The organism is Streptomyces iranensis (assembly GCF_017874715.1).
Taxonomy (GTDB): Bacteria; Actinomycetota; Actinomycetes; order Streptomycetales; family Streptomycetaceae; genus Streptomyces; species Streptomyces iranensis.
Genome location: NZ_JAGGLR010000043.1, coordinates 13,432 through 39,843 on the forward strand (window position 1 = coordinate 13,432; position 26,412 = coordinate 39,843).

The window sequence follows — 26,412 nt, forward strand, 5'->3', positions numbered from 1 at the left end:
GTGGCCAGTGACGAGAGTGCCCAGCCCGAACTCACGGCGCAGTGGGGCAAGGCCCTGCTCGACGCGTTCGATCAGATCGAGGACGTCGGTGTCTTCGTCAAGGACGCCGAGCGCCGGTTCGTCGCGTGCAGCGAGCCGATCGCCCAATCGCTCGGCTACCGTCATTCGTGGCAGCTGTTCGGCCTGCGTGACGAGGACATTTCGCCCGAGTACCTGGTCGAGCACTATCGTGGCCACGACGAGCATGTGCTCTCCACCGGGGACGCCCTGATCGATCTCGTGGAGCTGGTGCGCAACCCCAACGGCTCCTACGACTGGTTCCTCACCACCAAGACCCCGGTCCGGCCTCATGCCGGGGCACCGATCGGGATCGTGGGGGTCACCAGGGCACTGACCAAACGGGACTCCGTCTCTCGCCGGCTGCTCAGCCTGACGCCCGCGGTGGAACTGATCTCGCGTGAATACACCCGCGCGCTGTCCATCGAGGAGCTGGCCACGACCGTTTCGCTGTCGCCCAGCCACTTCAGCCGCAGCTTCAAGGCGCATTTCGGCGCCACACCCCACCAGTACCTGCGGCGGGTGCGGCTGATGGCCGCGTGCGATCTGCTGGCCACATCGGACCTTCCGATGTCGGTGATCGCCAACCAGACCGGGTTCTACGACCAGAGCCATCTGAGCAACGAATTCAAGAAGGAGAGGGGCATCACCCCCGCCGAGTACCGGGCGGCACACGGAAACACCTCGCAGGCACGCCGGTCCCGCGTTCCTTTCAACCCGTGAGCCGTCGCGACTGCCACCGGGTGTCCCGAGCGCAGTTCGGCCTGGACGACGTCGGTGACCTGCGTCATCGGCGTGGAAACCCGGGTGCTCGGACCTCCTGCGGTCCGGCGGGCGCTCACAGGTGGTCCGGGCGCAGTTCCGCCCACGACGGATGCCGTCCCAGTCGGTGTTCGATGCCCCGGAGGGCGTCTCGGGACCGGCGGAAGTTCTCGTATGCGTCGCCGCCGATCCCGTATCCCTGCACGCCGAGCCATCCGTGGTAGTCGAGGGAGCCCAGCAGCCCCAGAAAGGCGAAGTTGTCGAACTCGCCTTCCCCGATCGTTCGATGGTCGCCGGAAAGCACTGCCCGGTGATCCGGCGGCTGCCGTTCGTGTTGACCCGCCGCAGGTACAGAAGCGCCGCGTCCAGAAAGCGGTGGGCCACGTCGTCGCCCGCGGGGTCGGAGCATGGAAAACGCCCGGTTTCGTGTCCTCCGATCGACGGCCTGGACGAGCCGGATCGCGCGGTGTCGATGATCGCCTGCAACCATCGGAAAGTGAACAGCGACCGTTCGGTGACGGCGAACGGGCCGGTCCCTTGCCCGGATTTCAACGCCCGGACGAACTCGTGCAGCGGCCGGGAGTGAAAAGACGGCCCGGCCGTGGCCGACCGCCGGTCGTCGGCCGACGGCATCCCGTTGTCATCGCGGGTAAGGCGTACCTGGTTCGAACCCATCCAGTCCAGCCAGTCCCAGCTGACCGCGGCGTCGGTTCCCTCGATCTCCACGAGGGACCGTTCGGCTCCGTGGGTGCAGGCCGCGCGTTCGTAGGTGGCTTCGGCCAGGCGACCGTCTCCCAAGTCCAACCGCATGTGCGCTCCCACGTGTTGCTCGGAACGCGCGCTCTCGTCGCCGTGCGGCCCGCCGGTGGCCGGCGTGCCGAACCAGGCGGACCGGACTTCGACGGATCGTGGTTGGAGCACCTCGTCGAGCACGGCGATGTCGTAGGGACCCCAGTCCATGGTCACCCCGCCTCCGCTGAGCTCCGGGTCACGGAACCAGCCGGACTCCGGCTGGAAGTCGAAGCCGCTGCGAGCCCGGCGCCTTTTGTTGACGAAGCTCACGTAGTAGAGATCGCCCAGCTCACCGGAACGGACCAGGCTGCGGACCTCCTGAGTAGTCGCCAAACCGCGAAAGCGCATGTCGGCGCAGCCCAGGGCGACGCCGTGCTCGGTGGCCAGCCGTGCCAGATCCTGGGCCTGTTCGACGTTGAGGGCGAGCGGCTTCTCATACAGAACGGGACGAGCGGTCGCCATCGCGGCCGCGACCAGTTGGTGATGAGTGAAGGGCGGGGTGGCCACCACGGCCACATCGTCCGGGCGTGGGTGGATCGCCAGCAGAGACTCGGCCCGGGTGTGCGCGGTGGCCGCGGGGAACTCGGCGGTGAACCGGGCCAGCGCGGCGGGGTTCGGATCGCAGACATGCAGTTCGACTCCATCGGGCAGGACCGCGGGATCGTACGCCCCCACCACGTGGTGTCGTGCGATGGCGCCCGCACCGACCAGCATCACTCGTCGCATGCCGCCACCTTGCACTTTCATATTTCGCGAAAATTTCTGTCACGATAGGGCCGGACACCGGCCCGGTCAACGGGCAGTGTCGTCGCGGATCTGGCAGTCGGGTGCTGCCGGGACGCTGCGGAGGGAGAGAGATGGCTGCAACGGAGTCGCCGCGGACCACGATCGCGGACATCGCGCAGGCGGCGGGAGTATCGGCGCCGACGGTGTCCAAGGTCCTCAACGGTCGGCAGGGCGTTTCGTCGGCCACCCGCGAACGGGTGACCGAGCTGCTGCGCGAGCACGGCTACGCGCCGCGCCGTTCGGGGGGCCGGCTCACCGGCGTGATCGAACTGGTGCTCAGCGAACTCGACAGCCCCTGGTCAGCAAGCCTGATCCAGGCCATGGAAGCCGCGGTGTACGCCGAAGGGCTGGCGCTTGTGCTGTCCCGGCTGCGCCCGGGCAAGGCGGATGAGTGGCTGGACCACATCGCGTCCCGCAACCCCGATGGCGTGGTGTTCGGCGTTGTGGAGACCACGGCTGAACAACGTGACCGGCTCCGCGAGCTGATGGTGCCGTTCGTGGTCATCGATCCCGAGGGCAACCAGAAGGCCAGGGTCCCCACGGTCGGGCTCACCCATTGGCGCGGAGCGCACGCCGCGACCGAACATCTCGTCACGTTGGGCCACCGGCGGATCGCGACCATCGGCGGCCCCCTGCGCCTGCTGTGCAGCCGGGCCCGCGCCGACGGGTTCCGCGCGGCGGCGGCCGCCGCCGGGCTGGACGTACCGCCGGAGTTCGTCGTGCACACCGAGTTCGGCTACGAGCCCGGCCGGGACGCGGCGGCCGGACTACTGGCCCTGCCCACCCCGCCGACCGCGATCTTCGCGGCATCCGACGAGCAAGCGCTCGGCGTGTACGAGGCCGCCCGGCGCAGGGGCCTGCGCGTCCCCGACGACGTGAGCGTGGTCGGCTTCAATGACGCGCCCATCGCGAGCTGGGCGTCTCCCCCGCTGACCACGGTCCGGGAGCCCATCGAGGACGTGGCCGGGCAGGCGGTACTGCTGCTCGGCAGGCTCATGGCGGGCCGGACCCCCGGTCCGGGGGTGGAACTGGCCACCGAGCTGGTCGTCCGGGAGAGCACTGCCGCCCCGTCCACGGGCCGGCGCCGAACTCAATGAAGAAACATTCTAGAAACTCTTGCTCACTCGCGGCGCCGTAGGTCACGATGCGGTACCCCTTCTTTGGAGGTACCGCTCGATGAAGGTCCCCAAGCTCGTCAGAGATCCCGGACCAATCCAAACCGCCCTTGACCTCGGCATCAGCCGACGGCAGGCGATGTCCCTGGCGATCACGGCACTGGGGGGAACCGCGCTCGCCGCCTGTTCCCCCGGCTCGGCCTCCTCGTCTCACGTGACGCTGAACATGTGGGGTTTCGCCGACCTGTCCAAGCCGCTCGTCCGGCAATACGAACGGGCACACCCCGGGGTCACGATCCAGACGAAGATCAGTGACTACGACGCCTCCCACCAGACGCTGCTCACGGCCCTGGCCTCCGGCAATGGCCCGAACATCGCGCAGATAGCGATCGACTACATGGGCGAGTTCGTTGCCCACGCCCCGGCGTTCACGGATCTGAGGAAGTTCGGTGCCTCATCGCTGAAATCCAAGTACCTGGCCTGGCGCTGGAACGGCGGCGTCGCTCCCGACGGCTCCATCGTCGGCATTCCGACGGACGTGGGCGGGATGGCGATCGCCTACCGGACCGATCTGTTCAAAAAGGCCGGGCTGCCCACCGATCCTGCCGCCGTCGGCGCCCTGTGGCCGACGTGGGAGGACTACATCAACGTCGGCAAGAAATACGTTGCGGCGACCGGCAAGAAGTTCATCGACAGCGGCAAGGCGGTCTTCCGGGCCGAGTCGAACCAGGGCGACCTCAAATACATGAACGCCGGCGGGAAACCGATCCACGACACCAATCCACGGATCAGGAAGTCCTGGCACGACGGAGTCGCAGCCATCGACGCCAGGCTCTCCGCGAACGTCGCGACGTTCACTCCGCAGTGGGACGCGGCGGTGGCCAATGGGACCGTCGCCACACTGATCGTGCCGGCCTGGATGCTCGCCCAGATCGAACAGCAGGCGCCCAGGACGAAGGGCAAGTGGAACATCGCGGTGCTGCCGGGCAAGATCGGCAACGATGGCGGGTCGTTCCTGGCCATTCCCAAGAACGCGCCACACGCGAAGGAGGCCTACGACTTCATCAAGTGGCTTGAGGCTCCGACTCAGCAACTGGCGCTGTTCAAGGAGAACAACACCTTTCCGACGATACCCGCGCTGTACACAGATCCGGCGGTCACCCACCTCACCAACCCCTTCTTCAGCAACGCACCGGTCGGCAAGATCTACGTCGAGAGCGTGCAGGGCATGCGGCCGCATCCGATCGGCGCCAAGGACCGCATCATCGAGAACCAGTTTGAAAACGGGCTTGGCCGAGTCGATCAGGGCTCCCAGTCCGGCGCGTCGTCCTGGACCCAGGTCATGTCCGATGTCAAACGAGAGCTTCAGGGGTAGGAGCCGAGGGGAGATATGACCACTTCACTGACCTGGCGAGCGCCGGCCACCCGAGGCCGAAACGGTCGGGTGTCCAGCGTATGGGAACGGTTCACGCCCTATATCTATATCGCGCCGTTCTTTCTGCTGTTCCTCGCTTTCGGTCTCGGGCCTCTGCTCTTCACCGGCTGGGTGTCCCTGCACGACTGGCAGTTGCTCGGCGATACGCATCGCTATGTCGGGTTGCAGAACTACGGGGAGATGTTCAACGACCCCCGGTTCTGGAAGGCGCTGCGGAACACCCTCGCGATCTTCATCCTGTCCACCGTGCCGTGCATGGGGCTCGCGCTCGGCCTGGCCTCGATGCTGAACAACCGCACCCTCAGGGCGAAGACGTTCTGGCGTATGGCGTTGCTCGTGCCCAACGTAACCCCGCTGGTCACCGTCACCCTCGTCTTCACGTCCATCTTCGGCCGCGACTACGGTCCGGTGACCTGGATCCTGCGGTCGCTGCACCTGCCGGTCATCGACTGGGGCGCGAGCGCGATGACCACGCAGATCGTCATCGCCATCATGGTCATCTGGCGCTGGACCGGCTACAACACTCTGATCTACCTGGCGGCGATGCAGGCGGTCCCGTCCGCCATGTACGACTGCGCGGAGATCGACGGTGCCGGGCGCTGGACCACGTTCACCCAGGTCACGCTGCCTATGATCCGCCCGACCATCCTCTTCACCGTTGTCACGTCGACGGTGGGCGGGCTGCAGATCTTCACCGAACCGCTGCTGTTCACCTCGCCGACCGGGGGCAACAACGGCCAGGGACTGACCGTCACGCTGCTCCTCTACGGGCAGGCGTTCAACTCCTTCAAATTCGGCTACGCCTCGGCCATCGCGATCGCCCTGCTGTTCATCATCTTGGTCCTCTCACTGGTCAACTTCGCCGTCGCCCGTCTGATCAGGAGTTCTTGATGCCTGTCACGAGCAAGGAACAGCCGCGGACGGCGGGCGTCGGCCGACCGGTGTCGCGCGCCGCCGCCCGGTCACGGCGCCGGTCGCTGGACTCCAGCCGGCGAAGAAGGCGCGAGGGCACGCCATGGTTCAGCTACGTCGTACTGACCATCTCGGTGCTGCTGGCGCTCATCCCCCTCTACTGGATGTTCGTGGTCGGCTCCAATGACACCTCGGCGGTGTCCCGGTTCCCTCCGGTATTCCTTCCCGGCGGGAACTTCCTGCACAACCTCGGGGTAGTCGATTCGATCGTCCCGTTCGGACGGTCACTCATCAACAGTGCCATCGTCTCCGGAGCCGTCGCGCTGCTCCAGATGTTCTTCTGCAGTCTCGCCGGGTTCGCCTTCGCCAAGCTCCGGTTCCGCGGCCGCCGCCTGCTGTTCCTGCTGGTGATCGCGACCATGGCGCTTCCCAGCCAACTCGGGCTGGTGCCCATGTACCTGATCATGTCCAAGCTGAGCTGGATCGACACCTACTGGGCGCTGGTCGTTCCCGGCGCGGTCTCCGCGTTCGGCGTCTTCTGGATGCGTCAAGTCGTCATCGGAACCATCCCCGACGAACTCATCGACGCCGCGAAGTCCGACGGCTGCTCGACTTTCCGGATCTACCGTTCGATCGTCGTGCCCAACATCCGGGGATCCGCCGCCGTCTTCGGGCTTTTCGTCGCGATGACCACCTGGAACGACTTCCTGTGGCCGCTGGTCGTCCTCAACACTCCGGACATGTTCACCTCCCAGGTGGCGATCCAGCAGCTGCGCACCCAGTACACCATCGACTACTCGACCGTCATGACCGCCTCCGTGCTGGCCACGTTGCCACTGCTGCTGCTGTTCGTGGCCGCGGGCAAACAGCTGGTTGCCGGAATCATGGAGGGCGCGGTCAAGGGATGACCGGGCCCGGTACGCCGTGCCGCCCGGAAACCAAGTCCTGACCGGATCACCAGGATCCACGAGGAGAGGCCCCATGCAAAGGGTCACCATTGTCAGTTCACCGGAAGCCGGCCCGCTCACCCGCCGGGCGTGTGAAGAACTGCGCGACTTCGCAGGCAGGCTGTGGGCAGCCGAGGTGGACACAGTCGAATCCGGACCGGCCGGGTTGGAAGCCGATGCCGCGCTGTGCATCGTGGTCGGCACACCGGAGCAACCGCACGTGCGGGACGCGCTCGGAAACCTCGGTGCCCAGGCATCTCCCGTCGAGAGCGGCTCCTACGCCCTGCGTGGCAAGGACAACGTGGTCGCGGTGGTCGGCGCCGATGACGCAGGAGCCCTCTACGGCAGCTACGAACTGCTGGAACTGCTCGGGGTCCGTTTCTACCTCAGCGGCGAGTCCCTTCCCCGCCGCGGCCCGGTGACCGTGCCACCGTGCGACATCGACCGGGCCCCCGTCGTCCGGCTCCGCGGTTTCATGCCGTACACCGACTTCTTGACCGGACCGTCCACCTGGGACAAAGAGGACTACCTCCGGGTGATCGACAGCGCCGCACGGCTGAAGTTGAACCTGTTCTCCATGCACTTCTACACCTTCGAGCCGGTCGGGCAGTTCACCTTCAAGGGGCAGCGGCGGACCGAGGCGTTCTGGGACACGTCGCGTACGACCCGCTGGCACAAGCGCCCTGGCCGGATCTCCGATTTCGTGGCCGGTCGGGAGCACTTCGCCGACTATCTGGCCGACGACACCTTCGGGGCGCGCTCGGCCATCGACGCGACCGCTCCCGAGGAGCGCTTTCGCCTGGCGGAGGCCGACATCCGGGCGGCGTTCGCCCATGCGAAGGAACGGGGGATGCGCACGACCATAGGAATCGAGGTGACCGATCCGCCGCTGGAGTTCCGCGCGCTGGTCGATCCCGGCTCCCGGTACGGCGAGAACGGCTTCGGGATCTGCCCGAGCTCCGCGGACGCCCGTGAGCTGCTGACCGGTTGGCTGACCGGCCTGATCACCACCTTTCCCGAGGTGGACACCTATACGCTCTGGCAGACGGAGACGGGTCCCTCGCGGTGGACGGCCGGATGCACCTGCGAGCGGTGCACACGGTTCCGCGCGGAGCACCCACTCCCCCGCTACACGATCGACGACCTGCTGGGGAAGGTGAGTGCCCAGGTCTACGACGTGGAGGACATCACCGAGAGCGCACAGACCTTCCTGCAGTGGGTGCTGCTCGGACACGACATCCTGCGTGAACTTGCTCCGGACAAGCAGGTCGCACTGGCCGGCTGGTACATCGAACACCTCTTCCGCGACGCCAGCCCCTACCTGCCCGAGGAGGTCGTGCTGTCCTCCATGACGGAGGTCGATCCCTGGGAGGCTCCGCCCTTGCTCGACCACTACCAGGGAGTGGACCGGGAGCGCTGGCTGATCAACTGGTGGGAGATCGACTTCCGGATGTGGCTGCCACAGCCCAAGGTCAGTGCCTACCCGCCGATCATGGCCAAGGCGCGGCGTTACGGCATCGACGGCATCATCTGGCAGCACTGGCGCACCCGGACCGTCGACGACAACGCCCGCTACACCGCCCTGGTGATGTGGCAGCCCGACCTGACACCGGATGAGTACTACCGGGACGTCTTCGGCGTCGAATGGGGCGAGGCGGCCGCCATCGAGGCAGCCGAGGCGATGCGCCTGTTCGAACGGTACGAACAGTGGCTGTGCCACGACCTCGGATGGCAGGTCTTCACGCAGGACTGGTACCCCCCGACCATCAACCAGGCACTCGAATTCATGGGCGTGCATGGCGCCGTTCCTCCGCAGATCGTCGCGGACATAGAGGCGAAACTGGATGAGATACCGCGCATCCGGGCACGCCTCGCCGAGGTGCGCGAGGCGTTGCGCGTCGCGCGGACGAAGGCTGTCGTCCTCCGGGACGGCGACCGGCCCGGCTTCTGGGAACACCGTGTCGAGCTCTACCAGCTCTTCATCGACTGCCTGGAGCACGTCGGCGAGGCCGCGCTGGCCTACCGGGACGCCACCTGCGGCGATCGGCCCACCGCATCGGAGACGCAGGCGCTCAAGCGAGCCTACGAGGCCCTGCGCACGGCCCCGGTGCTGCAACTGATCCAGAAGCTGGCCGAGCGCGTTGAGGACAGGGGCGACCTGGGCACCTTGGTCAACCTGAACAACGAGCTGTGGAGCCGCTATCGCGACGCGCTCGACGGCATCACGCGATGGTTCACCGACGCGGCCGTGGGCGGACTGTGGACGCTGCGCATACTCCCGGACGGCACGCTGCGGCCGCCGGTCATCGGACCCGATGCCCTGCGCCCTGAGGGCCAGTGGAGCTGACGCCGCTGCCGGGGCGCCCCCGAGGTCAGCGGCGAAGGCGCGTCTCGCCGCACTCGGCGCCGAATGAGCTACGAAGGGATGAATCTGATGGGTAGGGAACGCCTCAAACGCTACAGCCTCGTCGGCCCCGAAGCCGAGCACGCGGTGGTGGCCGGGCTGGCCGGCGGAACCGACTGGTTTCGCAGTGACATGCCGCGCAAGAGGATGAAGGAGCTGATGCGCCGCTCGGATTACCCGGCGATCCGTGACACGGCCATCTGGCTGGGGGCGATGGCGGCGTGCGGTGCTCTCGGCGTCGTCTTCTGGGGCGGCTGGCTCGCCGTACCCTTCTTCGCCGCGTACGGGGTGCTGTACGGGTCGTCGTCGGACTCACGGTGGCATGAATGCGGCCACGGCACCGCGTTCAAGAGCCGCTGGATGGACCATTCGATCTACCAGCTCGCCTCGTTCATGGTCATGAGGGACCCCACGGTGTGGCGGTGGAGCCACACCCGACACCACACCGACACGCTGATTCTGGGTCGCGATCCGGAGATCCTGGTGATGCGTCCCGCCCGACTGGCCAGAATCCTGGCCAACTTCTTCGGGCTCGTCGACGTCCCGGTGGCGTTGGGTGACATGGTCCTGCACGCGGCCGGGCGGATCACGGCCGCGGAACGCACGTTCGTCCCCGAGTCCGAGCAGGCGAAGGTGTTCCGCACCGCACGGATCTGGCTGGTCGTCTACGTGGCCACGATTGCCGCCTGTGTGCTGTCCGGCTCGATCCTGCCGGCGATGCTCATCGGCGGACCACGGCTGTACGGCGCGTTCATGCTCAGCGTCTACGGCCTCACCCAGCACGCCGGGATGGGCGAGAACGTACTCGACCATCGGCTCAACACCCGCACCGTGTACATGAGCAGGATCAACCGGTTCCTGTACTGGAACATGAATTACCACGTCGAGCATCACATGTTCCCCATGGTTCCCTATCACCAGCTGCCCGAGCTGCACGAGGAGATCAAGAGCGATCTCGCGCCCGCCTATCCCTCGCTGTGGGCGGCCTACAAGGAGATCGTCCCCGCGGTGCTGCGCCAGCTGAAAGACCCCACCTACTACGTACACCGCGAGCTGCCTCCAGGTGCCCCTCCTTACCACCCGCGGTCCGACGGACGCGCACTCGCGCTCGAGCCCAAGAGGAGTTCCTGACGATGTCCGAGTGGATTGCCGCGTGTGCCGTGGACGACATCGACCCGGAAGACGTGATCCCGTTCCGGCACGACGGGGTGGACTACGCCGTATACCGCTCGCCACAGGGCGAGTTCTTCGCCACCGCGGGACACTGCACGCACGAGCGGATGCCGCTGTGCGACGGGCTGGTGATGGACAACACCATTGAATGCCCCAAGCACAACGGCCGGTTCGACTACACCACGGGCAAGGCCGCCGGAGCACCGGTGCTCGTCGACTTGCGGACCTTCCCGGTCAAGATCGAAGACGGCACCGTCCACATCGGAATCGGGTAGGCCGTGGGCACCGTGCCGGGGATGGTGGTCGTCGGAGGCGGCGAGTGCGGTGCGCGGGCGGCGTTCGCACTGCGCGAGGCGGGCTGGAACGGACCGCTCACGCTGGTCGGCGCGGAGGCCGTGCCGCCCTATGAGCGCCCGCCGTTGTCGAAGTCCATGATGACCGGACCGCATGCGTCGGCTCCGGCGACGATCTGCGACGCAGAGATGTTGCGGAACGGGGGCATCGATTTCATCGCCGGGACCACGGCGACCGACATCGATCGCGACAACCACGAAGTGGTACTCGCCCATGGGCGCCGGATCGCCTACCGACGGCTGCTTGTGGCCACCGGGGCGACCGCCCGTCCGCTGCCGATCCCCGGAGCGGCAGCGGACGGCGTGCGCTATCTGCGCAGCCACAGTGACGCGCTCGCCCTGCGGGACCGGTTGCGGCCCGGCGCGCGCATCGGCGTCATCGGTGGCGGCTTCATCGGTCTGGAGCTGGCGGCGAGCGCCACCTTGCGCGGCTGCGCCGTGACGGTGGTCGAGCTCGCACCACGGCTGATGAGCCGCGGCACGACTCCGCAGATCGCCGCCGTCGTCGCCGCGCGCCACGAGCGGGCCGGAGTCGATGTGCGCTGCGGAACCGGTGTCGCCCGGCTGGAGCGCCGCGACGGGGCGACGCTGCTCGGACTGACCACCGGCGAGACGCTGCTGTGTGACACGGTCGTGGCGGGCATCGGTGCGGTGCCGGAGACCGCGCTGGCGCATAAGGCAGGGCTCGCCGTCGACAACGGGGTGCGGGTCGACACCCGGCTGACGACATCCGATCCTGACGTCTTCGCCGCCGGTGACTGTTGTTCGTGGCCGCACCCGCTCTACGGCGGCCGCCGTATTCGGCTGGAGTCCTGGCGCAACGCCCGGGATCAGGGCGGCGCGGCGGCACGGAACATGCTCGGAGCCGACGAGCCGTTCGCGACCGTTCCGTGGTTCTGGTCGGATCAATACGACCTCACCCTGCACATCGCCGGGCTGCCCGACGCCGCCACGACCGAGGTCGTACGGCGACGCCATGACGGCGTCGAGATCCGTTTCGGTCTCGGCCCGGACGGGCGACTGCTGACGGCGAGCGCGATAGGCACCGAAAGCGCGGCGGCACGGGACATCCGGCTTGCCGAGCTGCTCATCGCCCGCCGGGCAACGCCGCATCCGACGACACTGGCGGATCCGACCGTCAGCCTCAAGGCGCTGCTGAGGCAGGAACCCCACTGATCCCACGGCACGTCACAGCACAAGGGAGGACATTCGGTGCGCAGTACCCCGTTCCCTCGCTCCGGCGAACCGATCAGCAAGCTCGGCTTCGGGACCATGGGATTCGCCGGCTGGTTCGGCGACCATGAGGAATCCGACTGGATCGACAGTCTCCTGTACGCATTGGACCGTGGGGTGTCCTTCATCGACACCGCTCGTGCCTACGGCAACTCCGAGCGCATCGTCGGCAAGGCCCTGCGGCAGTGGTCCGGGCAACGTCCTTACGTCGCGACGAAGATCGAGTCGCTCGCGGGCCCGCGAGGCTGGGGCACACCCGTGGCCCCCGAAGACGCCTACCCGCCCGGCCACGTCCGAGCCGGCGCCCTGCGCTCGCTCACAGAACTCGCGCTGGACCACGTCGACCTCGTGCAGCTCCACATCTGGTGGCCGACGTGGGGAGTCACCGGGTACTGGATGGATGAATTGCGGCAGCTGAAAGAGGACGGGCTGGTACGGCACATCGGCGTCTCGATTCCGGACCACCGCTGTGACATGGCGCTGCCGCTGGTGGAGAGCGGTCTGATCGACTCCGTCCAATCCATCATCAACATCTTCGACCCTCTCGCCCTGGACAATCTCCTGCCGGCATGTCAGAGGCACGACGTCGCGGTGGTCGCCCGATGCGTCCTGGACGAGGGGGGACTGACCGGCACCCTCACCGAGGACACGGCATTCGACGAAGACGACTACCGGCACCGATACTTCGACGACATCGTTCCCCGCTCGGTCTATCTCAAAAAGGTCGATGCGCTACGACAGTACGTGCCCGCATACGCCGGTTCTCTCGCAGCGCTGGCGCTGAAGTTCGTCATTCAGTCCCCTGGCGTCACCACGGCGATCTCCTCGATGCACGTACGGGCGTACTGCGAGGAGAACATCGCGGCGCTTGAGGAACCGGCACTGCCCGCGGAGGTCTTCGATCGACTCCGTTTCAAGCACCGATTCATCAAGAATTTCAACGAAACCAAGATTTTCGCGGAGTAATGGACCATGACCACTCAGACTGAAACGGTCCGCTGGGAAGACCTGTTGCCGCGTGAGTTCGAGCAGCGGCTGGAGCGACTCCCCCTGGTGTACCTGCCGATGGGATTGTGCGAGCCGCACGGACACGTGGCCGCCTTCGGCCTGGACACTCACAAGGCGGCGTACATGTGTGAGGAATCCGCCCGCCGCTTCGGTGGAATCGTCGCACCGACCCAGACGTATCACATCCATGAAACGGGATATCACCGGCCGTGGTTGAGGGAGGTCGTGGGCGATGTGAATCCACGGATGGGCAGCCTTCCCCCCGACGTTGTCCTGCGGCTGCTCGTCTTTCAGCTCCGGGCCTTTGTCAACGCGGGTTTCCGCGCTGTCGTCGTCGTCACCGGGCACAATGGCAACCAGCGCGACCTGCGGCTCGTCGCGGAGGAATTCCGCCGCGCCCGCCCCGTCCCGATCGTCGCCGTCAGCGACCCGGAACTCGTCGCCGGACGCTTCGAAGGCGACCACGCGGGACGCTATGAGATATCCCAGTTGATGTACCTGCGCCCCGAACTGGTCAGGCTGGATCGCCTTGACGACCGGCGCGGCAGCACACTGGGCCGCTTCGCCCAAGGCGAAGACGCACATCTCGCCACCGAGAGCGAGGGACGCGCGATCGTGGAAAGCAGCCTCGCCGCGCTCAAGAGCATCGTCGAGGACTGCCACCCCCTGCCCGGCATCGAGGATGTCCCGTTCATGCCCTTCGCCGAAGCCGAGCAGGTCTGGCGACGTGTGGCCGCCCGCACCGACGAGTGGTGCACCCTGCGGGAGGAGTGAGGATCATGTCCGCACCTGTCCGGTCCATCACGATGTGGGACTACTCCTGGTTGCTGCGCCGGTTCGGTGACGAGGCGGAGTACGCGGATGGCGAGCGGGTCCTCGACGAGCTGGCCGAGCGCGGCTACGACGTCGTGCGCATCGACGCCTTTCCGCACTGGATCGCCGCCGACAGCTCCGGGCGGCGGCCCGACGAGATCACTGCTCTGCCGCAGCCTCCGGGGTTCATGTGGGGGAACCACTCGACCGTCACCGTGCGGCCACGGGAGGCATTGATCGCGTTCCTGGCCGGGCTGCGTCGGCGGGGAATCCAGGCGGGTCTCTCCACCTGGTTCACTCCCGACTCGACCGGACGCGCGGCGCAGGTGGTCACTCCGGCCGATCTTTCAAGGATCTGGTTGGAAACTCTCGGAGTAATCCAAGACGCCGGTCTCAGTGATGTCGTGGCATATGTCGATCTGTGCAACGAGTGGCCGGCCTGGGCTCCGGGCATCGCCAAGCAGCTGTTCGGTGAGATCCAGTCGGTCTTCGCGCTGAATGAGCCGTTCACGCAGGAGCAGATTCGGCGCATCGACAGCTACCAGGAGTCACTGATCGCGGTCAAGCGGCAGTTCCCCGGAATTCCTGTGACGTTTTCGTACTATCTCCGAGGCGTGACGCCGCCGTTGAGTACGGACGTGATGCGGCTTTCGACGGCTGCTTTCGACCTCGCCGAACCGCACCTGTGGCTCGTTGCGGGATGCCCACGTTTCGTCGCCAGAACGAAATGGACCGGTGATTTCGAGAACGACATCCGCGGGCTCGCCGAACACCAGAGCCTGGTGCAGCGGTACTACCCGGCCGAACGGGAAGTCTTTCTGGCCGAGCTGGAGGCGCTGCTCGACGTGTGGCAGGGCTGGGCGGCTGACCGTGGGTTGCCCTTGTGGACGACCGAGGGATGGGCGTCAGTGGGCTGGTCACCAGAGCTCGTTCCCGGCTGGAGCGGGTGGGACTACGTCAAGGACGTTGCCGAGCACGCGGTCGGCATGGCGTTGGAGCGAGGCTGGCAGGGGATCTGCACAAGTAACTTCTCGCAGCCGCACCACGCCGGGATGTGGGCAGATACCGGATGGCACCGCGCACAGACCGCCCGTATCAGGGGTGGCGGATGACAACCAGGGAAAACGTACGGCTCGCAGGGTCCGGACGTGAGCGGAGAAACAAGCAGGTTTTTCCAAGTGCAACGCAAGTTTTCTCCAAGAGGCCGGCGGAGATCCGGCGTAGTTTTGTCCCACTCCGTGTCGGCGGCTACTGGTGAACGCGGCCCGTTAGTGCTTCTGTGCTCCCGCCGGAGGGCGTGGTTATGGCCTGGCCACTTCGTCTCGCGCACAGTTCCCGTCGCGCGCCGACACGATGAGCCGCCGCACCCCGGTGTCCACACCGTCGGCAGGCTCCCTTACCGGTACCAGAATCATTTACGGCCGTAGGCCGCCCCAGGAGGAAACGCTGTGACCACACCTCAGTGGGCCGCAGGATGCGATATCGACGCCATCATGGCCGCGATGACGTTGCCGGAGAAACTCGCGCAACTGGCCTCCGTGTGGCCGGAGGGCAGCGGTCCGCCCGGTGAAACCGTGGCACCGATGCAAGGCGAGATGCTCACGGACACGTTCCAGGACACGACGCTGCTCGAACACGGCCTCGGCCAGTTCACCCGACCGCTCGGAAGCCGGGCCGGCACCGTGGCGGAACGGCTGGAATTCGCCCGCGGCCTGCAGCGCGATGCCGTGCGGCACAGCCGCTTCGGCATCCCGGCGCTGGTCCACGAGGAATGTCTGACCGGACTGCAACTGTACGGCGCCGCCACGTACCCTTCCCCGCTGGCTTGGGGCGCTAGCTGGGACGCGGGCCTGGTTGGCGAGATGGCCGGGCAGATCGGGTCGACCATGCGGCAGCTGAACATCCACCTCGGACTGGCCCCGGTGCTCGATGTCGTTCGAGATCCGCGATGGGGCCGGGTGGAGGAGTGCATCTCCGAAGACCCGTACCTGGTGGGCGTCCTGGGCACGGCGTACGTCGACGGCCTGCAGTCCGCCGGCCCCGGTGCGACCGTCAAGCATTTTCTCGGCTACTCGAACTCGCGCGGCGGACGCAACTTGGCGCCGGTGCACGCGGGGCCGCGCGAGGTCGCCGAGGTATTCGCGCTGCCCTTCGAAATGGTGGTCAAGAACGCCCGTCCGCGTGCGGTGATGCACTCCTATGCCGAGATCGACGGCACCCCGGTCGCCGCCGACCCACGGCTGCTCACCGAGCTGTTGCGCGTTCGCTGGGGATTCGAAGGTGTTGTGGTCGCTGACTACTTCGGTGTGACGTTCCTGCACACTTTGCACGACGTGGCTGCCGACCTCGGCGACGCGGCGGTGCTCGCACTGTCGGCCGGGGTCGATATCGAGTTGCCGGCGGGCCGGGCCTACCTGGCCCCGCTTGCGGAACGCGTCCGCAGCGGCGCCTGCCCGATGGAACTGGTGGACCGGTCGGTGCGACTGGTGCTCCGCCACAAGCTCGAACTCGGCGTGTTCGCCGAGGCCGTCGAGAACGCCCAGGCGGTCGATGTCGATCCGCCGGATTTTCGTGCGGTGGCCCGACGGCTCGCCGAGGAATCGGTGATCCTGCTGAGCAATCCCCAGGGGATCCTGCCGCTGCGACCGGTCGCGAGGGTGGCAGTGGTGGGTCCGAACGCCGACTCGCCCGAGGCCATGCTCGGCAACTACAGCTTCACCAACCACGTGCAGACTCCCCCCGGCACGCCGATCGGCATCGACCTGCCCACCGTGCTGGCGGCGCTGAGCGAACAGCTGCCGGACGGGACCGAAGTCGTCCACGCGCCCGGTTGCGCGGTACGCGCCGACGCGGAGGCCGAGGCCGACGCCGCCGATACGATCGCGGCGGCGGCGGCAGCCGCCGAGAGTGCGGATGTGTGCATCGCCGTGGTCGGCGACCGGGCGGGACTGTTCGGACGGGGCACTGTCGGCGAGGGGAGCGACGCTGCGGCGCTGGAACTGCCGGGACGTCAGCAGGCGCTGCTCGACGCGGTGCTCGACACCGGCACCCCGGTGGTGGTGGTCCTGGTCACCGGACGGCCGTATCCGATGGGGGCCTTCGCAGACCGAGCGGCCGCCGTCGTTCAAGCGTTCTTCCCGGGCGAAGAGGGAGCGCCGGCTATCGCGGGCGTGCTGACCGGGCGCGTCAATCCGAGCGGCAGGCTGCCGGTCAGCATTCCGCGCGACTGCGCCGGCCAGCCCCACTCGTACCGGCATCCACGGCTCGGTGGTCGCAGCCCGGTGTCGAACGTGGACCCCAGTCCGCTGTTCGCGTTCGGACACGGCCTGTCGTACACCACCTTTACCTGCAGTGACCTGCGCGTCACCGCCGATCATTGGGACACCGCCGGCACGCTTCGGGTGCGGTGCCGGGTCCGCAACGACGGTGAGCGCGTCGGCGCCGAAGTGGTGCAGCTCTATGTGCGCGATCTCGTCGCCTCGGTCACCCGGCCGATGCGACAGCTGCTGGGCTGGGCGCGCGTCGGCCTGGCGCCGGGCGAGGCACACGTCGTCGAGTTCACGGTGCCGGCGGACCGGCTGGCGTTCGTCGGACCGGAGTCGGCGTGGATCGTGGAGCCGGGGGAGTTCGAGTTCTCGGTCGCGTCGTCGGCCGAGGCGCCTGGGGTGCGGACCACGGTCGGGTTGCAGGGCCCCGTGCGGGTGCTGACCGAGGATCGCAGCCTTCTCACGGCTGTGCGTGTGCATGAGGGGGATGCCTGGTAGGGCCTGGCCGGCCTCACTGGTCAGTGGCATGTCGGCCGGACTGCGGGTGTCGTTGCGGGGGGGGACACCCCGGGGAGATGCGAGATGGCCGATCTCCGGGATGACCTGAAGGTGTTGACGGCGGATTTGTCCGTCGAGTGCTTCGCGGCCGACCGGCCGCTTGAACAGCGCGGCCACTCCCTGCGCGGTGTCGCTCTTGCGGAACCGGCGGTCGATGAGGGTCTTGACCCGCGACAGGGTCCAAGTCTGGTCCGGCCCTGCGCCGACTCGCGGAAGGCCGGCCGCTCATCGGTCAGCCCGCCCCCCTTGCGTATACCTCATCCAATCGGCATACCGCAGGGATCACGGGCCGTCAGCCACCGCCGACACCCACGCGTTGAAGGTCGGTAATCGTTGTGGCTGAAGACACGTGCACCGGGACAGCACATCAGGACGTTTCGGCAAGTTTCCCGTACGGTCGCGCATTCACGGCCCCACGGCACCGCTCATACGGTGGTGAGCAGAAGAGAACCGGGCCCCTCGGCATAGCGGCTCAATTGGCCGACCACCCACATCGGAATAACTTTCCGGCAGCCAAATTGCACGGCTGTGTACAGGCTGGCATATAAAGGAGAGAATCATGACACAGTAGCTCGCAAGTAACGAGTCAATCATCTTGCCCCTTGCCCCTTGCCCCTTGCCCGCAAGGTTGCACTGGTCACTGGTGGTGCTAGCGGAATCGGTGCGGCAATCGTACGGGAGATGGCGACAGCACGAGTGGGTTGGAATTTTGCTGTTGATCAGTACTCTCAACTCCTGCTGTTGGAGACCCTTCGAATTTACATGAGCAAGGCAGAGTCCATGCCCCCCGGTTGGCTACGCGCGGTAGCCGACGATCAGTTGAGACCAATCCTGACGGCCATTCATGCACAGCCTGCTCACCCTTGGACACTCGCGACTCTGGCCCGAATCAGCGCTATGTCTCGCACTACATTTTCCGAGCATTTTCGCGTAGTTGCCGGAATACCGCCCATGACGTACTTGAAGCGGCTACGGATTCATCTCGCCGAGCGCTCCTTGAGGACCGAAGATACACCCATCGGTAAGCTCGCGGCCGATTTGGGGTACGGTTCCGACAGTTCATTTAACAACACCTTTAAAAGCGTTAGCGATATTTCCCCCTTTAATTATCGGAAAAAATATAGAGGAACGCTTGCTGTCTAATACTCCAGCTGTAGATCGTGATCTTCATGTCTGGGATGCGGCTTGTCGTAGGTAATGGCTGGTCCGTGACCGTGCCTGGTGGCGGCGTCGCCAGTCGGACCAGCCGAGCCGGTGGGCCAGATCGTGAAGAGGCCGGACGGCAACGGTGATGAACAGTCGCTGGATCTCATTGCAGGTCAGCGGGATCAGACCGCCGGGTCCCGGCCGGTGGGCATGCTCGTCGGCTCGGACGACGGCGAGGAAGGCGTGGGCGAGCATGGCAAGGGTGACCCAGCGGCTCCAGGAGGGGTAGCGACGGACCTGGTGCACGTCGAGCCCGGCCAGGCCCTTTCCGGCCTGGAACGTTTCCTCCACTCGCCACCTGGAGCCGGCGATCCTTACCAGAGTGTTCAGCGGCACCAGCTGGGCGGAATGGCAGCGGTAGTAGGCCAGTTCGCCGGTGGCTCGGTTGCGGCGGATCAGCAGCTGGCGCCCTTCTGATCCCGTGGCGACCAGATCGATCACGGCCCAGTCGTAGAAACGCTGTCCCTTCGCTCCTTGTCCGGCGGACAGCTTCTGCCAGGCCCGCCGGGGCAGCTTGGCAGCCAGGGCATCCGCACGGAACTCGCCTGCCCCGGTGGTCACTTCAGCCGAGCAGGCCACTGCGAGCACGTAGCCCAGGCCACGTTCCTCCAGAGCGGACCGCAGTTTCGGGTTGCCGCCATAGACCTCGTCGCCGGTCACCCAGCCGACGTGGTGTCCGGCGTCCAGGAACCGTTCGATCATCACGCGGGCCAGCTCCGGCTTGGTCGCGAAGTCAGTGTCCTCTCCGAGTCCGGCCGCCCGGCAGCGGTCGGGGTCAGAGATCCAGGAGCGCGGGATGTACAGCTCGCGGTCCACCGCTGCGTGCCCGCGGGCGCCAGCGTAGACAAGGCAGACGGCGACCTGGGAGTTCTCGATCCGGCCGACGGTGCCGGTGTATTGGCGCTGGACACCAACGGTGTGGGTGCCCTTCTTCACGTCGCCGGTCTCGTCCACGACCAGCACCGCGGCCTCGTCGTGCAGATGCTCCACGACGTACTCGCGGACGTCGTCGCGGACGGCATCGGCGTCCCAGGCCGCCCGGCACAGTAGATGCTGCATGCCATGCGGATTCGCGTCCCCGACCCACTCCGCGATCGTCCAGCAGTTCTTGCGCGGCAGGTCCGCCAGCAGTCCCAACACCAATCGCCCGGCCCGCCGCCGGGGTTCGACCCGGGCGAATCGGCCCGCGATACGCCCCGTGGCCACCTCAAACGCCTCCCGCCAACGGACGGGATCTATGCGGTGACCTGCGGCCACCGTCTGATCTTCTGTCTTCACACACCGATGATCACCGGTGGCCGCACCTGCTCCCGCACCAGCCCGGACCTGTGTGACCGGCTGACGGACGGCGAACTGCCGGAAATCCGGGCGACGGCCACCAGCCCGGCTGACACGCTGGCGCACATGACCACGCCACTCACCGCAAGACAACGACTCGCCGCGCTCCACAGCTATGCGGCCGTGAACGGTGAGGACTTCACCGGCCAGAACCTGGCTTCCGCTCGCACGTCGCGGCTGCGTTTCACCCGCTGCTCGTTCAGCGGGGCCGATCTACGCCACGCCACCCTGGACGGGTGTTGGTTCAAGTTCTGTGACTTTAGCGACGCAGACCTGCGTGGGGCTTCACTGCGCGGGGTCAGCCTGGCCGGATGCGATCTGCGAGATGCTGACCTGCGCGACACCGATCTGACCGACGCCAGGTTCGGAAGCGTGAACACTGGCGTTCCCCCGCTCGGGCTGACCTACGTCACCGGTGCCCGGTTCGAAGGAGCGTCCTTGCGCAACGTTCAAGCGGAAGGCGTCATCGGGTGGCCACCCGGGCACGGCGCGAACGAGTAGGGCCTGCCTGGCGGCAAGATCACGATCTACAGCTGCAGTACTAATCCATCTGCCCCCTGGCTTTATTGAGCAGTAGTGACGTCGCTTGTCGATCCATTCGGGTTCTGGCTCAACTTCTGTGACACGGTCACGTTGAGTCACAGCTGAGGTTCTCCGGGGCACACGCGAAGTCGCCCGAAAACGACTCGTGGGTGAGGCGACTGGCCCGAGGGTTCGGGGCCGTGGAAGAGGTCGTGCTCCGGCTGAAGGAGACGTTTTCCCGTCGATTGCGGATCTCGCGGTGCTGTCGGTGGACATAAACGTCGAGGTAGTGCGTGTTGACGCGCGATGTACCGCGGACGGCGCCGTGTGCCCGGCCTGCGGGGTCTGGTCGAACCAGGTTCACGGTTCCTACCTGCGGTTTCCCGCTGATGTTCCAAGCGGTGGACGAAGCGTTGTTCTCCAGCTGAGCGCCGCCCGTCGGTTCGTCTGTGGGAACTCGGGGTGCGCACGCCGCACTTTCGTCGAGCAGTCACCCGGCCTGACACGCCGACATAGTCAGCGGACCGATCGGCTGCGCTCGGCCCTGGCGGCGGTCGGTCTGGCCCTTGCGGGCCGGGCCGGAGCCCGCATTGCCCGCGTCCTCGGGGTGTCCGTGAGCCGCAGTACGGTGCTCCGGCTGGTCGATGCTCTTCCCGAGCCGGAGGTTGCTGCCCCACGTGTGGTCGGCGTTGATGAGTACGCCACCCGCAAGGGCCGCCACTACGGCACCGTCCTCGTCGACATCGACACCCGCCGTCCCATCGACCTGCTGCCCGACCGGGAGGCATCCAGCCTGACGGCCTGGCTCGCCGACCGGCCAGGCGTTGAGGTCGTGTGCCGGGACCGGGCACCTTTCTTCGCTGACGGCGCCGCCGCCGGCGCCCCGCAGGCTGTCCAGGTCGCGGACCGGTGGCACCTCTGGCATAACCTGAGCGAAGCCGCCGAACGGGCCGTCGCCCAGCACCGCCACTGCCTCCGAGCCCTCGTTCCTGCGGCCCCCGACCCCGAGCTGGAGCCCACAGCAGAAGAGAAGCCGTCCAGCTCACCCTGGCCGACGGGCCATCGGTTTGCCGAGCGCACCCGTGCCAAGCACGCCACCATTCACGCACTGCTGGCCGCCGGACACAGCAAACGGTCCGTGGCACGGCAGCTGGGCATGAGCCAGAACACTGTCCTGCGGTTCTCCCGTGCTGAGACGCCCGAAGGGCTTTTCGTCGGGCAGTGGCAGAACCGGGCCTCCGTCCTCGACGAGTACAAGACCTACCTCGACGACCGCTGGAGCGAGGGCTGCACCAACGCCTGGAAGCTATGGGAGGAGATCGTGCCGCTCGGCTACAAAGGCAGCTACCAGCGCGTCCGTGCCTACCTGCACAAGAAGCGAACCTCGCCGCAACCGGTGACCGCGCGGCCGCCCTCACCGCGGAAGGTCGCCGGATGGATCCTCAGCCGCCCGGAAACCCTCACCGAGCCCGAACAGCTCCAGCTCAAGACTGTCCGGACGCACTGCCCCGAACTCGACGCCCTCACCCGTCACGTCCGGTCCTTCGCGGTCATGCTCACCGAGCGCCAGGGCGAACGCCTTCCGGACTGGCTGGACGCCGTCCGGCAGGACGACCTGCCCAGCCTCCACACCCTCGCCGCCGGCATCGACCGCGACCGCGCTGCCGTCGTCGCCGGGCTGACCCTGCCTTGGAACTCAGGCGCCGTCGAAGGCCATGTGAACCGGATCAAGATACTCAAGCGCCAGATGTTCGGCCGCGCCAGCTTCTCGCTCCTGCGCAAGCGGGTCCTGCTGTACAGGTGACTGGCGTGCCTCGCCAGTCACCTAAACAGCCTGGGCCAGAGAACAGGAGCGGCTGAACCCCGGGACCGGCTGCTGCGATACCGGCAGCCCAGCTGCCGCCCTGGCCGCTCGAGGGCCTGACCCGTCAGTCCGCGTTCGTTACCTACCGTCGCTCGGTGCTGTGCAACGTCGGGTGAGACCCGTGCGATTCAGTTCCGTTTACAGTAGTCAGCAGTACGGTGGCTGATTGGTCATGGAAGCCGCCACCCGCATCCACACTCCAAACTGACGGTAGAGGCTGGGCAGAGCGCCCTGCGCTTGAACTGTCCGGAAGTCCGTGGCGGTGACCCCGGGAATTCCCTGAAGCGCGGAGGCCACCGAGGCCGACTGCCATCGGACCGTGAGGGTAGCCGGTTCAGAAGCCGTCGACGGGACCCTCGGTGCAGCACAAACTGAGGCAACGGCCTTTTCGATTGCCGTACGTGCCTCGTCCGCAGGGCGTAGTTCGGCCGCGAAGCGGTCGCGGGCGTACTTCACGGCCACGGTGGTGACCGAGGCGTCCCACTCCGTCATTTCTTCGCAGGCGCGGTCGTCGCCGGTGAGGACCGCCACGGGAACACCAAGAGCTCCTGCGGTTGCTTGGGCCAGGCCGATCTCTCCCACCGGCCGGCCGTCCAGCCACATGTCCTCGATTTCATGCCCCATGAAACTATGGCTCAGCACACCGAGTGTGCCGGCTCGGGAGTGGTACCCGACGCAGATCACGGCGTCGTGGTCGGCAGCGAGGCCGTCCAGCATGCCCATGTTCTTGGGTTTGCCACGGATGAGGCGGGCCGCCGGGTGCAGGGCCTCGGGCAGAAGGTTGCGCATGGGGCCGTGTGCATCGTTCACGGTGATGTGGGTGGCGCCTGCTGTGACCGCTCCCCGGACGGCCGCGTTGACGTCCTCGGCCATCATCTGACGTCCGCGCTCGTAGTCCCGGCCGCCGGGCTGGACATCGTCGGTGTCAACGAGCCCCGTAATGCCTTCCATGTCCACACTGATGTAGATCCGCATTGGGCCAAGTCCTCCAAGACTGTGATGATCACATGGACGATGTCGGCCACACCATCAACGGCTCCCCCATCTGCAAGACTTTCAGGCTCGTCTCCGGGGCAACTTCCCGAGTCATCCAGCAGACCTTCCGTCACTCAGCGTGGCCACGTCACAGAAGTTGAGCCAGAACCCGCATTTTGGCGGCGGTTGAGGGCTTGTCAGGAAAGTGTCAGGGTGTTTCCTGGGAGGGGCCTGGTCGTGCGGCAGATGTCGAGGGTCGAGCTGTACGCTGCGGTCCGGCGTGGCCGTCGGGGTGGCGTGTTGACCCGGGCCTCCCCTGGAACGCGCGTGTTGTGTGACATGGCGGGCGGTGCGGAAGGCCGTCACCGCGGTCTGGCTGGGCTCCGCTCCGGCCGCCGGGGGCCTGTCGTGCTGAGCAGGCTCGGTTCGACCCTCATACCTTGGAGGTCTGGATGCGTGCAGGCGTCGTCGTCGCCGCGCAGCCCGGTGTGGAGGATCTCGCCGTGCGGGCCGAGGAGTTGGGCTTGTACAGTTTCTGGGTCTACGACACCCCGATGGTCCACGGCGCCCCCTTCGTCGCCCTGGGCCTGTGCGCGAAGGCCACCCGACGCATCAGGCTCGGTATCGGCGTGACCTCAGCGGCGCTGCGCTCGGCCCCGGCGGCGGCGAGCGGGTTCGCCAGCCTCAATGCCCTGGCGCCGGGCCGGATCATCTGCGGGGTCGGCACCGGGAACACCGCCCGGCGCACCCTGGGCATGCCGCCGACCAGGGCAGCCGCGCTGGAGGACTTCACCGCGGCGCTGCAGGACCTGTGTGTGCCGGACGCTCGACCGAGTACCGCGAGGGTGACCGGGTCCGCGATATCCGCCTCCTGCACGCCGGGGGGCATGTGAACACCACCGATCCGATCGAGTTCGTCGTCGCGGCGCTGCACGGGCCCAAAGCCGCCGCTGTCGCCGGGCGCCGCGGCGCAGGCCTGATCTCGGTCGGTCTGTGTGATCCCACCGCCTGGCATGCACTGCACGACGCCCGCCGCCAAGCCGCTCACAGCACGCCCCGCGACCCCGACTCCCCCTCCCCCACGCTCTCCCGGGCGGACTCCTACCTGGTCACCTCCCTCCATATGCTTCACGAGGACGAGGACCCGCACAGCGACGCGGCCCGGGACGCGACGGGTCACCTGGTCCTGTCGCTGCTGGACTTCGCCGCCGACACACCTGCCTTCGCCCAGCAGCTCGGCCCCGATGAACGCCAGGCGGTGCGACAACTCCTCGGAAGGCGGGGCACCACCGCCACCGCGCCGGACCGGTACACCAAGATCTACCCCGGCTATCTCGGACGCATCGCGCCCCAGGACCGGGACCTGGTCCTGCCCCAGCTGATGAACGCCCTGGCCCTGGTCGGCACCCGTGACGACCTTCTCACCCGTATCACCGCCCTGGAACAGGCGGGCATCGACGAACTCCTCATCCAACCGGTGGTCGACCCGTCCACGGAGATGGCCCGGCTCGCGGAACTCCTCATCTGAACGGACCGCCCGGCCCGCACGCACCCACCCCTGTCCGGCGCTCCACGCACCTCACCCCTTTCCGTTCCGGGAACGGTGATGATGAGCAACGCTGGTGCCGGAGAGGCCATTTGTGATGAACATCCACGAGTCCTCGGTGAGTGAGAGGCGAGCGCGCGGACTGACGGCACCCTCGTGGAGACCCTGCGGACCCACGGCCCTCACCGCGGTGCCCGAAGAGAAGAACGTGACCGCCTGCGGACCGGCCGTCAGCAAGAAGCACCCCACCCCGTAGGGGGCCCCGGGACGAGGCCGGAGGAGTACGTCTGCCCCGGACCGTCGGTACGAGAGGCAGAGGTACTTCCCAGAAGTGCGGAAACGCCAGCTATCGCGGTGCGTTGTCGAGCGCGTCAGGGGGGGCGGTCGGGTTGGGGCCGGGGCCGGGTTGGGGCCGGGGCCGGGCTCGGGGCGGGGCCGGGCTCGGGGCGAGGTCGGGCCGGGGCGGGGCGGGGCGGGGCGGTCGGTATGCACGGTGGTCGGCCCCACGGTGTGGGCTGGGTGTGCCGTCGTTCGCCAGGGCATGCGCCGTGATGCGTCCCGCCCCCCGGGGGCGCGTCGCCGGTCGCGAGCATGCCGGCGTCGTCGAGGCCGTGGCCCTCCTGGCGAAGGGCGCGTCTGCCCGCCGGCAGTGGCGGAGCCGGTCGGCGGTCAGCCGCAGGGGGCGGAGACCGGTGCACAGCGCTTCCACGCCGACGGAGCCGGCCTTCCACCGCGGGCGGTTGTCCTCCTGGCCGGTGACAGACCGTTGGCCGGGCCTTGCGGGATGCTGGTATGTGGTGACGTCCGATGGGTTGCACCCGGCCGGTGGAGTGAGCGGTGCGCAGACGCTCCTTCAACGCGCAGGCACTCCTTCAGCGCGGTGGCGGTGAGGAAGGCGCGTTCGCAGCACGGTGGTCCACACGGTATCTGCCACTCCCCCTTCCGGGGCCGGTGCAGCGGATGCGGCCCTCTCGGCGGCGTCGGCCGCAGGAGCACCGGTCGGGTGGGGGTTGCTCAGGTGGGGGTGGTAGGTCCCACTGGGTGGTGTGGAGGCGGTGCTCCGGGTGGGTGCCACAGGGGGCCCGGCGCCGGTGATGCCGATGCCGAGGCACTGCGCGGCAAGAGCGGTGTCCGCGATGTCCTCGTCCAGGCCTGGGTCGCGGTCGCGGCCACGCAGGACGCGGGCGAAGTGACGGCCGGGGTCCGGCGAGCAGGGGCCGCCGGTGGAAGAAGGCCATTGCGGTGCGCGACGGACACCCGTGCGGTGACCATGACGGACACCAGGGCGGTGACGCCGTACGGCGACGGCACGCCGGGCCGAGGCCGGCTGGGGGGCGGCCCGGGCCC

General features: G+C 67.3%; 19 protein-coding genes and 2 pseudogenes. 17 read left to right on the forward strand and 4 right to left on the reverse strand.

Translation table 11 applies throughout. The features are described from left to right. On the forward strand, window positions 1-780 hold the full coding sequence (locus tag J2Z30_RS47360) for a helix-turn-helix domain-containing protein (protein ID WP_209469148.1): 780 nt from the start codon (window positions 1-3) through the stop codon (window positions 778-780). Window positions 781-895: 115 nt separating this feature from the next. Here the strand turns inward: J2Z30_RS47360 and J2Z30_RS47365 are convergent, their stop codons facing one another. After that, window positions 896-1,123 carry an IolE/MocC family protein gene (locus tag J2Z30_RS47365; protein WP_044566437.1) on the reverse strand — a complete coding sequence of 76 codons (228 nt, stop codon included), beginning with the start codon at window positions 1,121-1,123 and terminating at the stop codon, window positions 896-898. Between the two features lie 455 nt (window positions 1,124-1,578). Next, window positions 1,579-2,358, reverse strand: a pseudogene (locus J2Z30_RS52005) (Gfo/Idh/MocA family protein); the annotation flags it as partial. A gap of 110 nt (window positions 2,359-2,468) precedes the next feature. On the opposite strand from J2Z30_RS52005, the gene J2Z30_RS47375 reads away from it, so the two are divergent. From J2Z30_RS47375 to J2Z30_RS52010, 13 genes are all read left to right on the forward strand, one after another. Further along, entirely contained in the window at window positions 2,469-3,494 is a 1,026-nt protein-coding gene (locus J2Z30_RS47375) for a LacI family DNA-binding transcriptional regulator (protein WP_044566439.1), read from the forward strand. 79 nt (window positions 3,495-3,573) lie between these two features. After that, a complete protein-coding gene (locus tag J2Z30_RS47380; protein ID WP_052701081.1) occupies window positions 3,574-4,887 on the forward strand; it encodes an ABC transporter substrate-binding protein in 1,314 nt (437 codons plus the stop codon). Window positions 4,888-4,956: 69 nt separating this feature from the next. Continuing rightward, complete coding sequence (locus tag J2Z30_RS50525; protein ID WP_209469149.1) at window positions 4,957-5,838, forward strand: carbohydrate ABC transporter permease; 882 nt, start codon at window positions 4,957-4,959, stop codon at window positions 5,836-5,838. Continuing rightward, window positions 5,838-6,767, forward strand: a complete 930-nt coding sequence (locus J2Z30_RS47390; protein WP_044566441.1) for a carbohydrate ABC transporter permease — start codon at window positions 5,838-5,840, stop codon at window positions 6,765-6,767. The genes J2Z30_RS50525 and J2Z30_RS47390 overlap by 1 nt, the downstream gene beginning before the upstream one ends. 73 nt (window positions 6,768-6,840) lie before the next feature. Beyond that, complete coding sequence (locus J2Z30_RS47395) at window positions 6,841-9,153, forward strand: beta-N-acetylhexosaminidase family protein (RefSeq protein ID WP_044566442.1); 2,313 nt, start codon at window positions 6,841-6,843, stop codon at window positions 9,151-9,153. 87 nt (window positions 9,154-9,240) lie between these two features. Further along, window positions 9,241-10,341, forward strand: a complete 1,101-nt coding sequence (locus J2Z30_RS47400; protein WP_044580609.1) for a fatty acid desaturase family protein — start codon at window positions 9,241-9,243, stop codon at window positions 10,339-10,341. Window positions 10,342-10,343: 2 nt separating this feature from the next. Continuing rightward, window positions 10,344-10,658 (forward strand): MocE family 2Fe-2S type ferredoxin, encoded by a 315-nt coding sequence (locus tag J2Z30_RS47405; protein WP_044566443.1) that lies wholly within the window; start codon window positions 10,344-10,346, stop codon window positions 10,656-10,658. 21 nt (window positions 10,659-10,679) lie between these two features. Continuing rightward, window positions 10,680-11,912, forward strand: coding sequence for an NAD(P)/FAD-dependent oxidoreductase (locus J2Z30_RS47410; protein ID WP_044580610.1), 1,233 nt, complete (start codon window positions 10,680-10,682; stop codon window positions 11,910-11,912). Between the two features lie 36 nt (window positions 11,913-11,948). Next, a complete protein-coding gene (locus tag J2Z30_RS47415; RefSeq protein ID WP_052701082.1) occupies window positions 11,949-12,935 on the forward strand; it encodes an aldo/keto reductase in 987 nt (328 codons plus the stop codon). 6 nt (window positions 12,936-12,941) lie between these two features. Continuing rightward, entirely contained in the window at window positions 12,942-13,751 is an 810-nt protein-coding gene (locus tag J2Z30_RS47420; protein WP_078956360.1) for a creatininase family protein, read from the forward strand. A 5-nt stretch (window positions 13,752-13,756) separates the two neighbouring features. Continuing rightward, window positions 13,757-14,902 (forward strand): cellulase-like family protein, encoded by a 1,146-nt coding sequence (locus tag J2Z30_RS47425; RefSeq protein ID WP_209469150.1) that lies wholly within the window; start codon window positions 13,757-13,759, stop codon window positions 14,900-14,902. Between the two features lie 336 nt (window positions 14,903-15,238). Next, complete coding sequence (locus J2Z30_RS47430) at window positions 15,239-17,554, forward strand: glycoside hydrolase family 3 N-terminal domain-containing protein (protein WP_044566445.1); 2,316 nt, start codon at window positions 15,239-15,241, stop codon at window positions 17,552-17,554. 840 nt (window positions 17,555-18,394) lie between these two features. Further along, a complete protein-coding gene (locus J2Z30_RS52010; protein WP_372453420.1) occupies window positions 18,395-18,757 on the forward strand; it encodes a helix-turn-helix domain-containing protein in 363 nt (120 codons plus the stop codon). 24 nt (window positions 18,758-18,781) lie between these two features. Here J2Z30_RS52010 and J2Z30_RS47440 read toward each other — a convergent pair whose 3' ends face one another. Further along, window positions 18,782-20,059 carry an IS701 family transposase gene (locus J2Z30_RS47440; RefSeq protein ID WP_372453421.1) on the reverse strand — a complete coding sequence of 426 codons (1,278 nt, stop codon included), beginning with the start codon at window positions 20,057-20,059 and terminating at the stop codon, window positions 18,782-18,784. Between the two features lie 45 nt (window positions 20,060-20,104). Here J2Z30_RS47440 and J2Z30_RS51225 point away from each other — a divergent pair, with 45 nt between their 5' ends. Both J2Z30_RS51225 and J2Z30_RS47450 read left to right on the forward strand, forming a co-directional pair. Next, the gene (locus tag J2Z30_RS51225; protein ID WP_281062852.1) at window positions 20,105-20,659 is read left to right on the forward strand and encodes a pentapeptide repeat-containing protein; all 555 of its coding nucleotides are present in this window, start codon (window positions 20,105-20,107) and stop codon (window positions 20,657-20,659) included. A 346-nt stretch (window positions 20,660-21,005) separates the two neighbouring features. After that, window positions 21,006-22,484, forward strand: coding sequence for an ISL3 family transposase (locus J2Z30_RS47450; protein WP_308280280.1), 1,479 nt, complete (start codon window positions 21,006-21,008; stop codon window positions 22,482-22,484). Window positions 22,485-22,691: 207 nt separating this feature from the next. On the opposite strand, the gene J2Z30_RS47455 is transcribed toward J2Z30_RS47450, so the two are convergent. Beyond that, a complete protein-coding gene (locus tag J2Z30_RS47455; RefSeq protein WP_044566447.1) occupies window positions 22,692-23,519 on the reverse strand; it encodes a M55 family metallopeptidase in 828 nt (275 codons plus the stop codon). Window positions 23,520-23,971: 452 nt separating this feature from the next. Here J2Z30_RS47455 and J2Z30_RS47460 point away from each other — a divergent pair. Next, window positions 23,972-25,047 (forward strand): annotated as a pseudogene (locus J2Z30_RS47460) (LLM class flavin-dependent oxidoreductase). The last annotated feature ends 1,365 nt before the right edge of the window (window positions 25,048-26,412 follow it).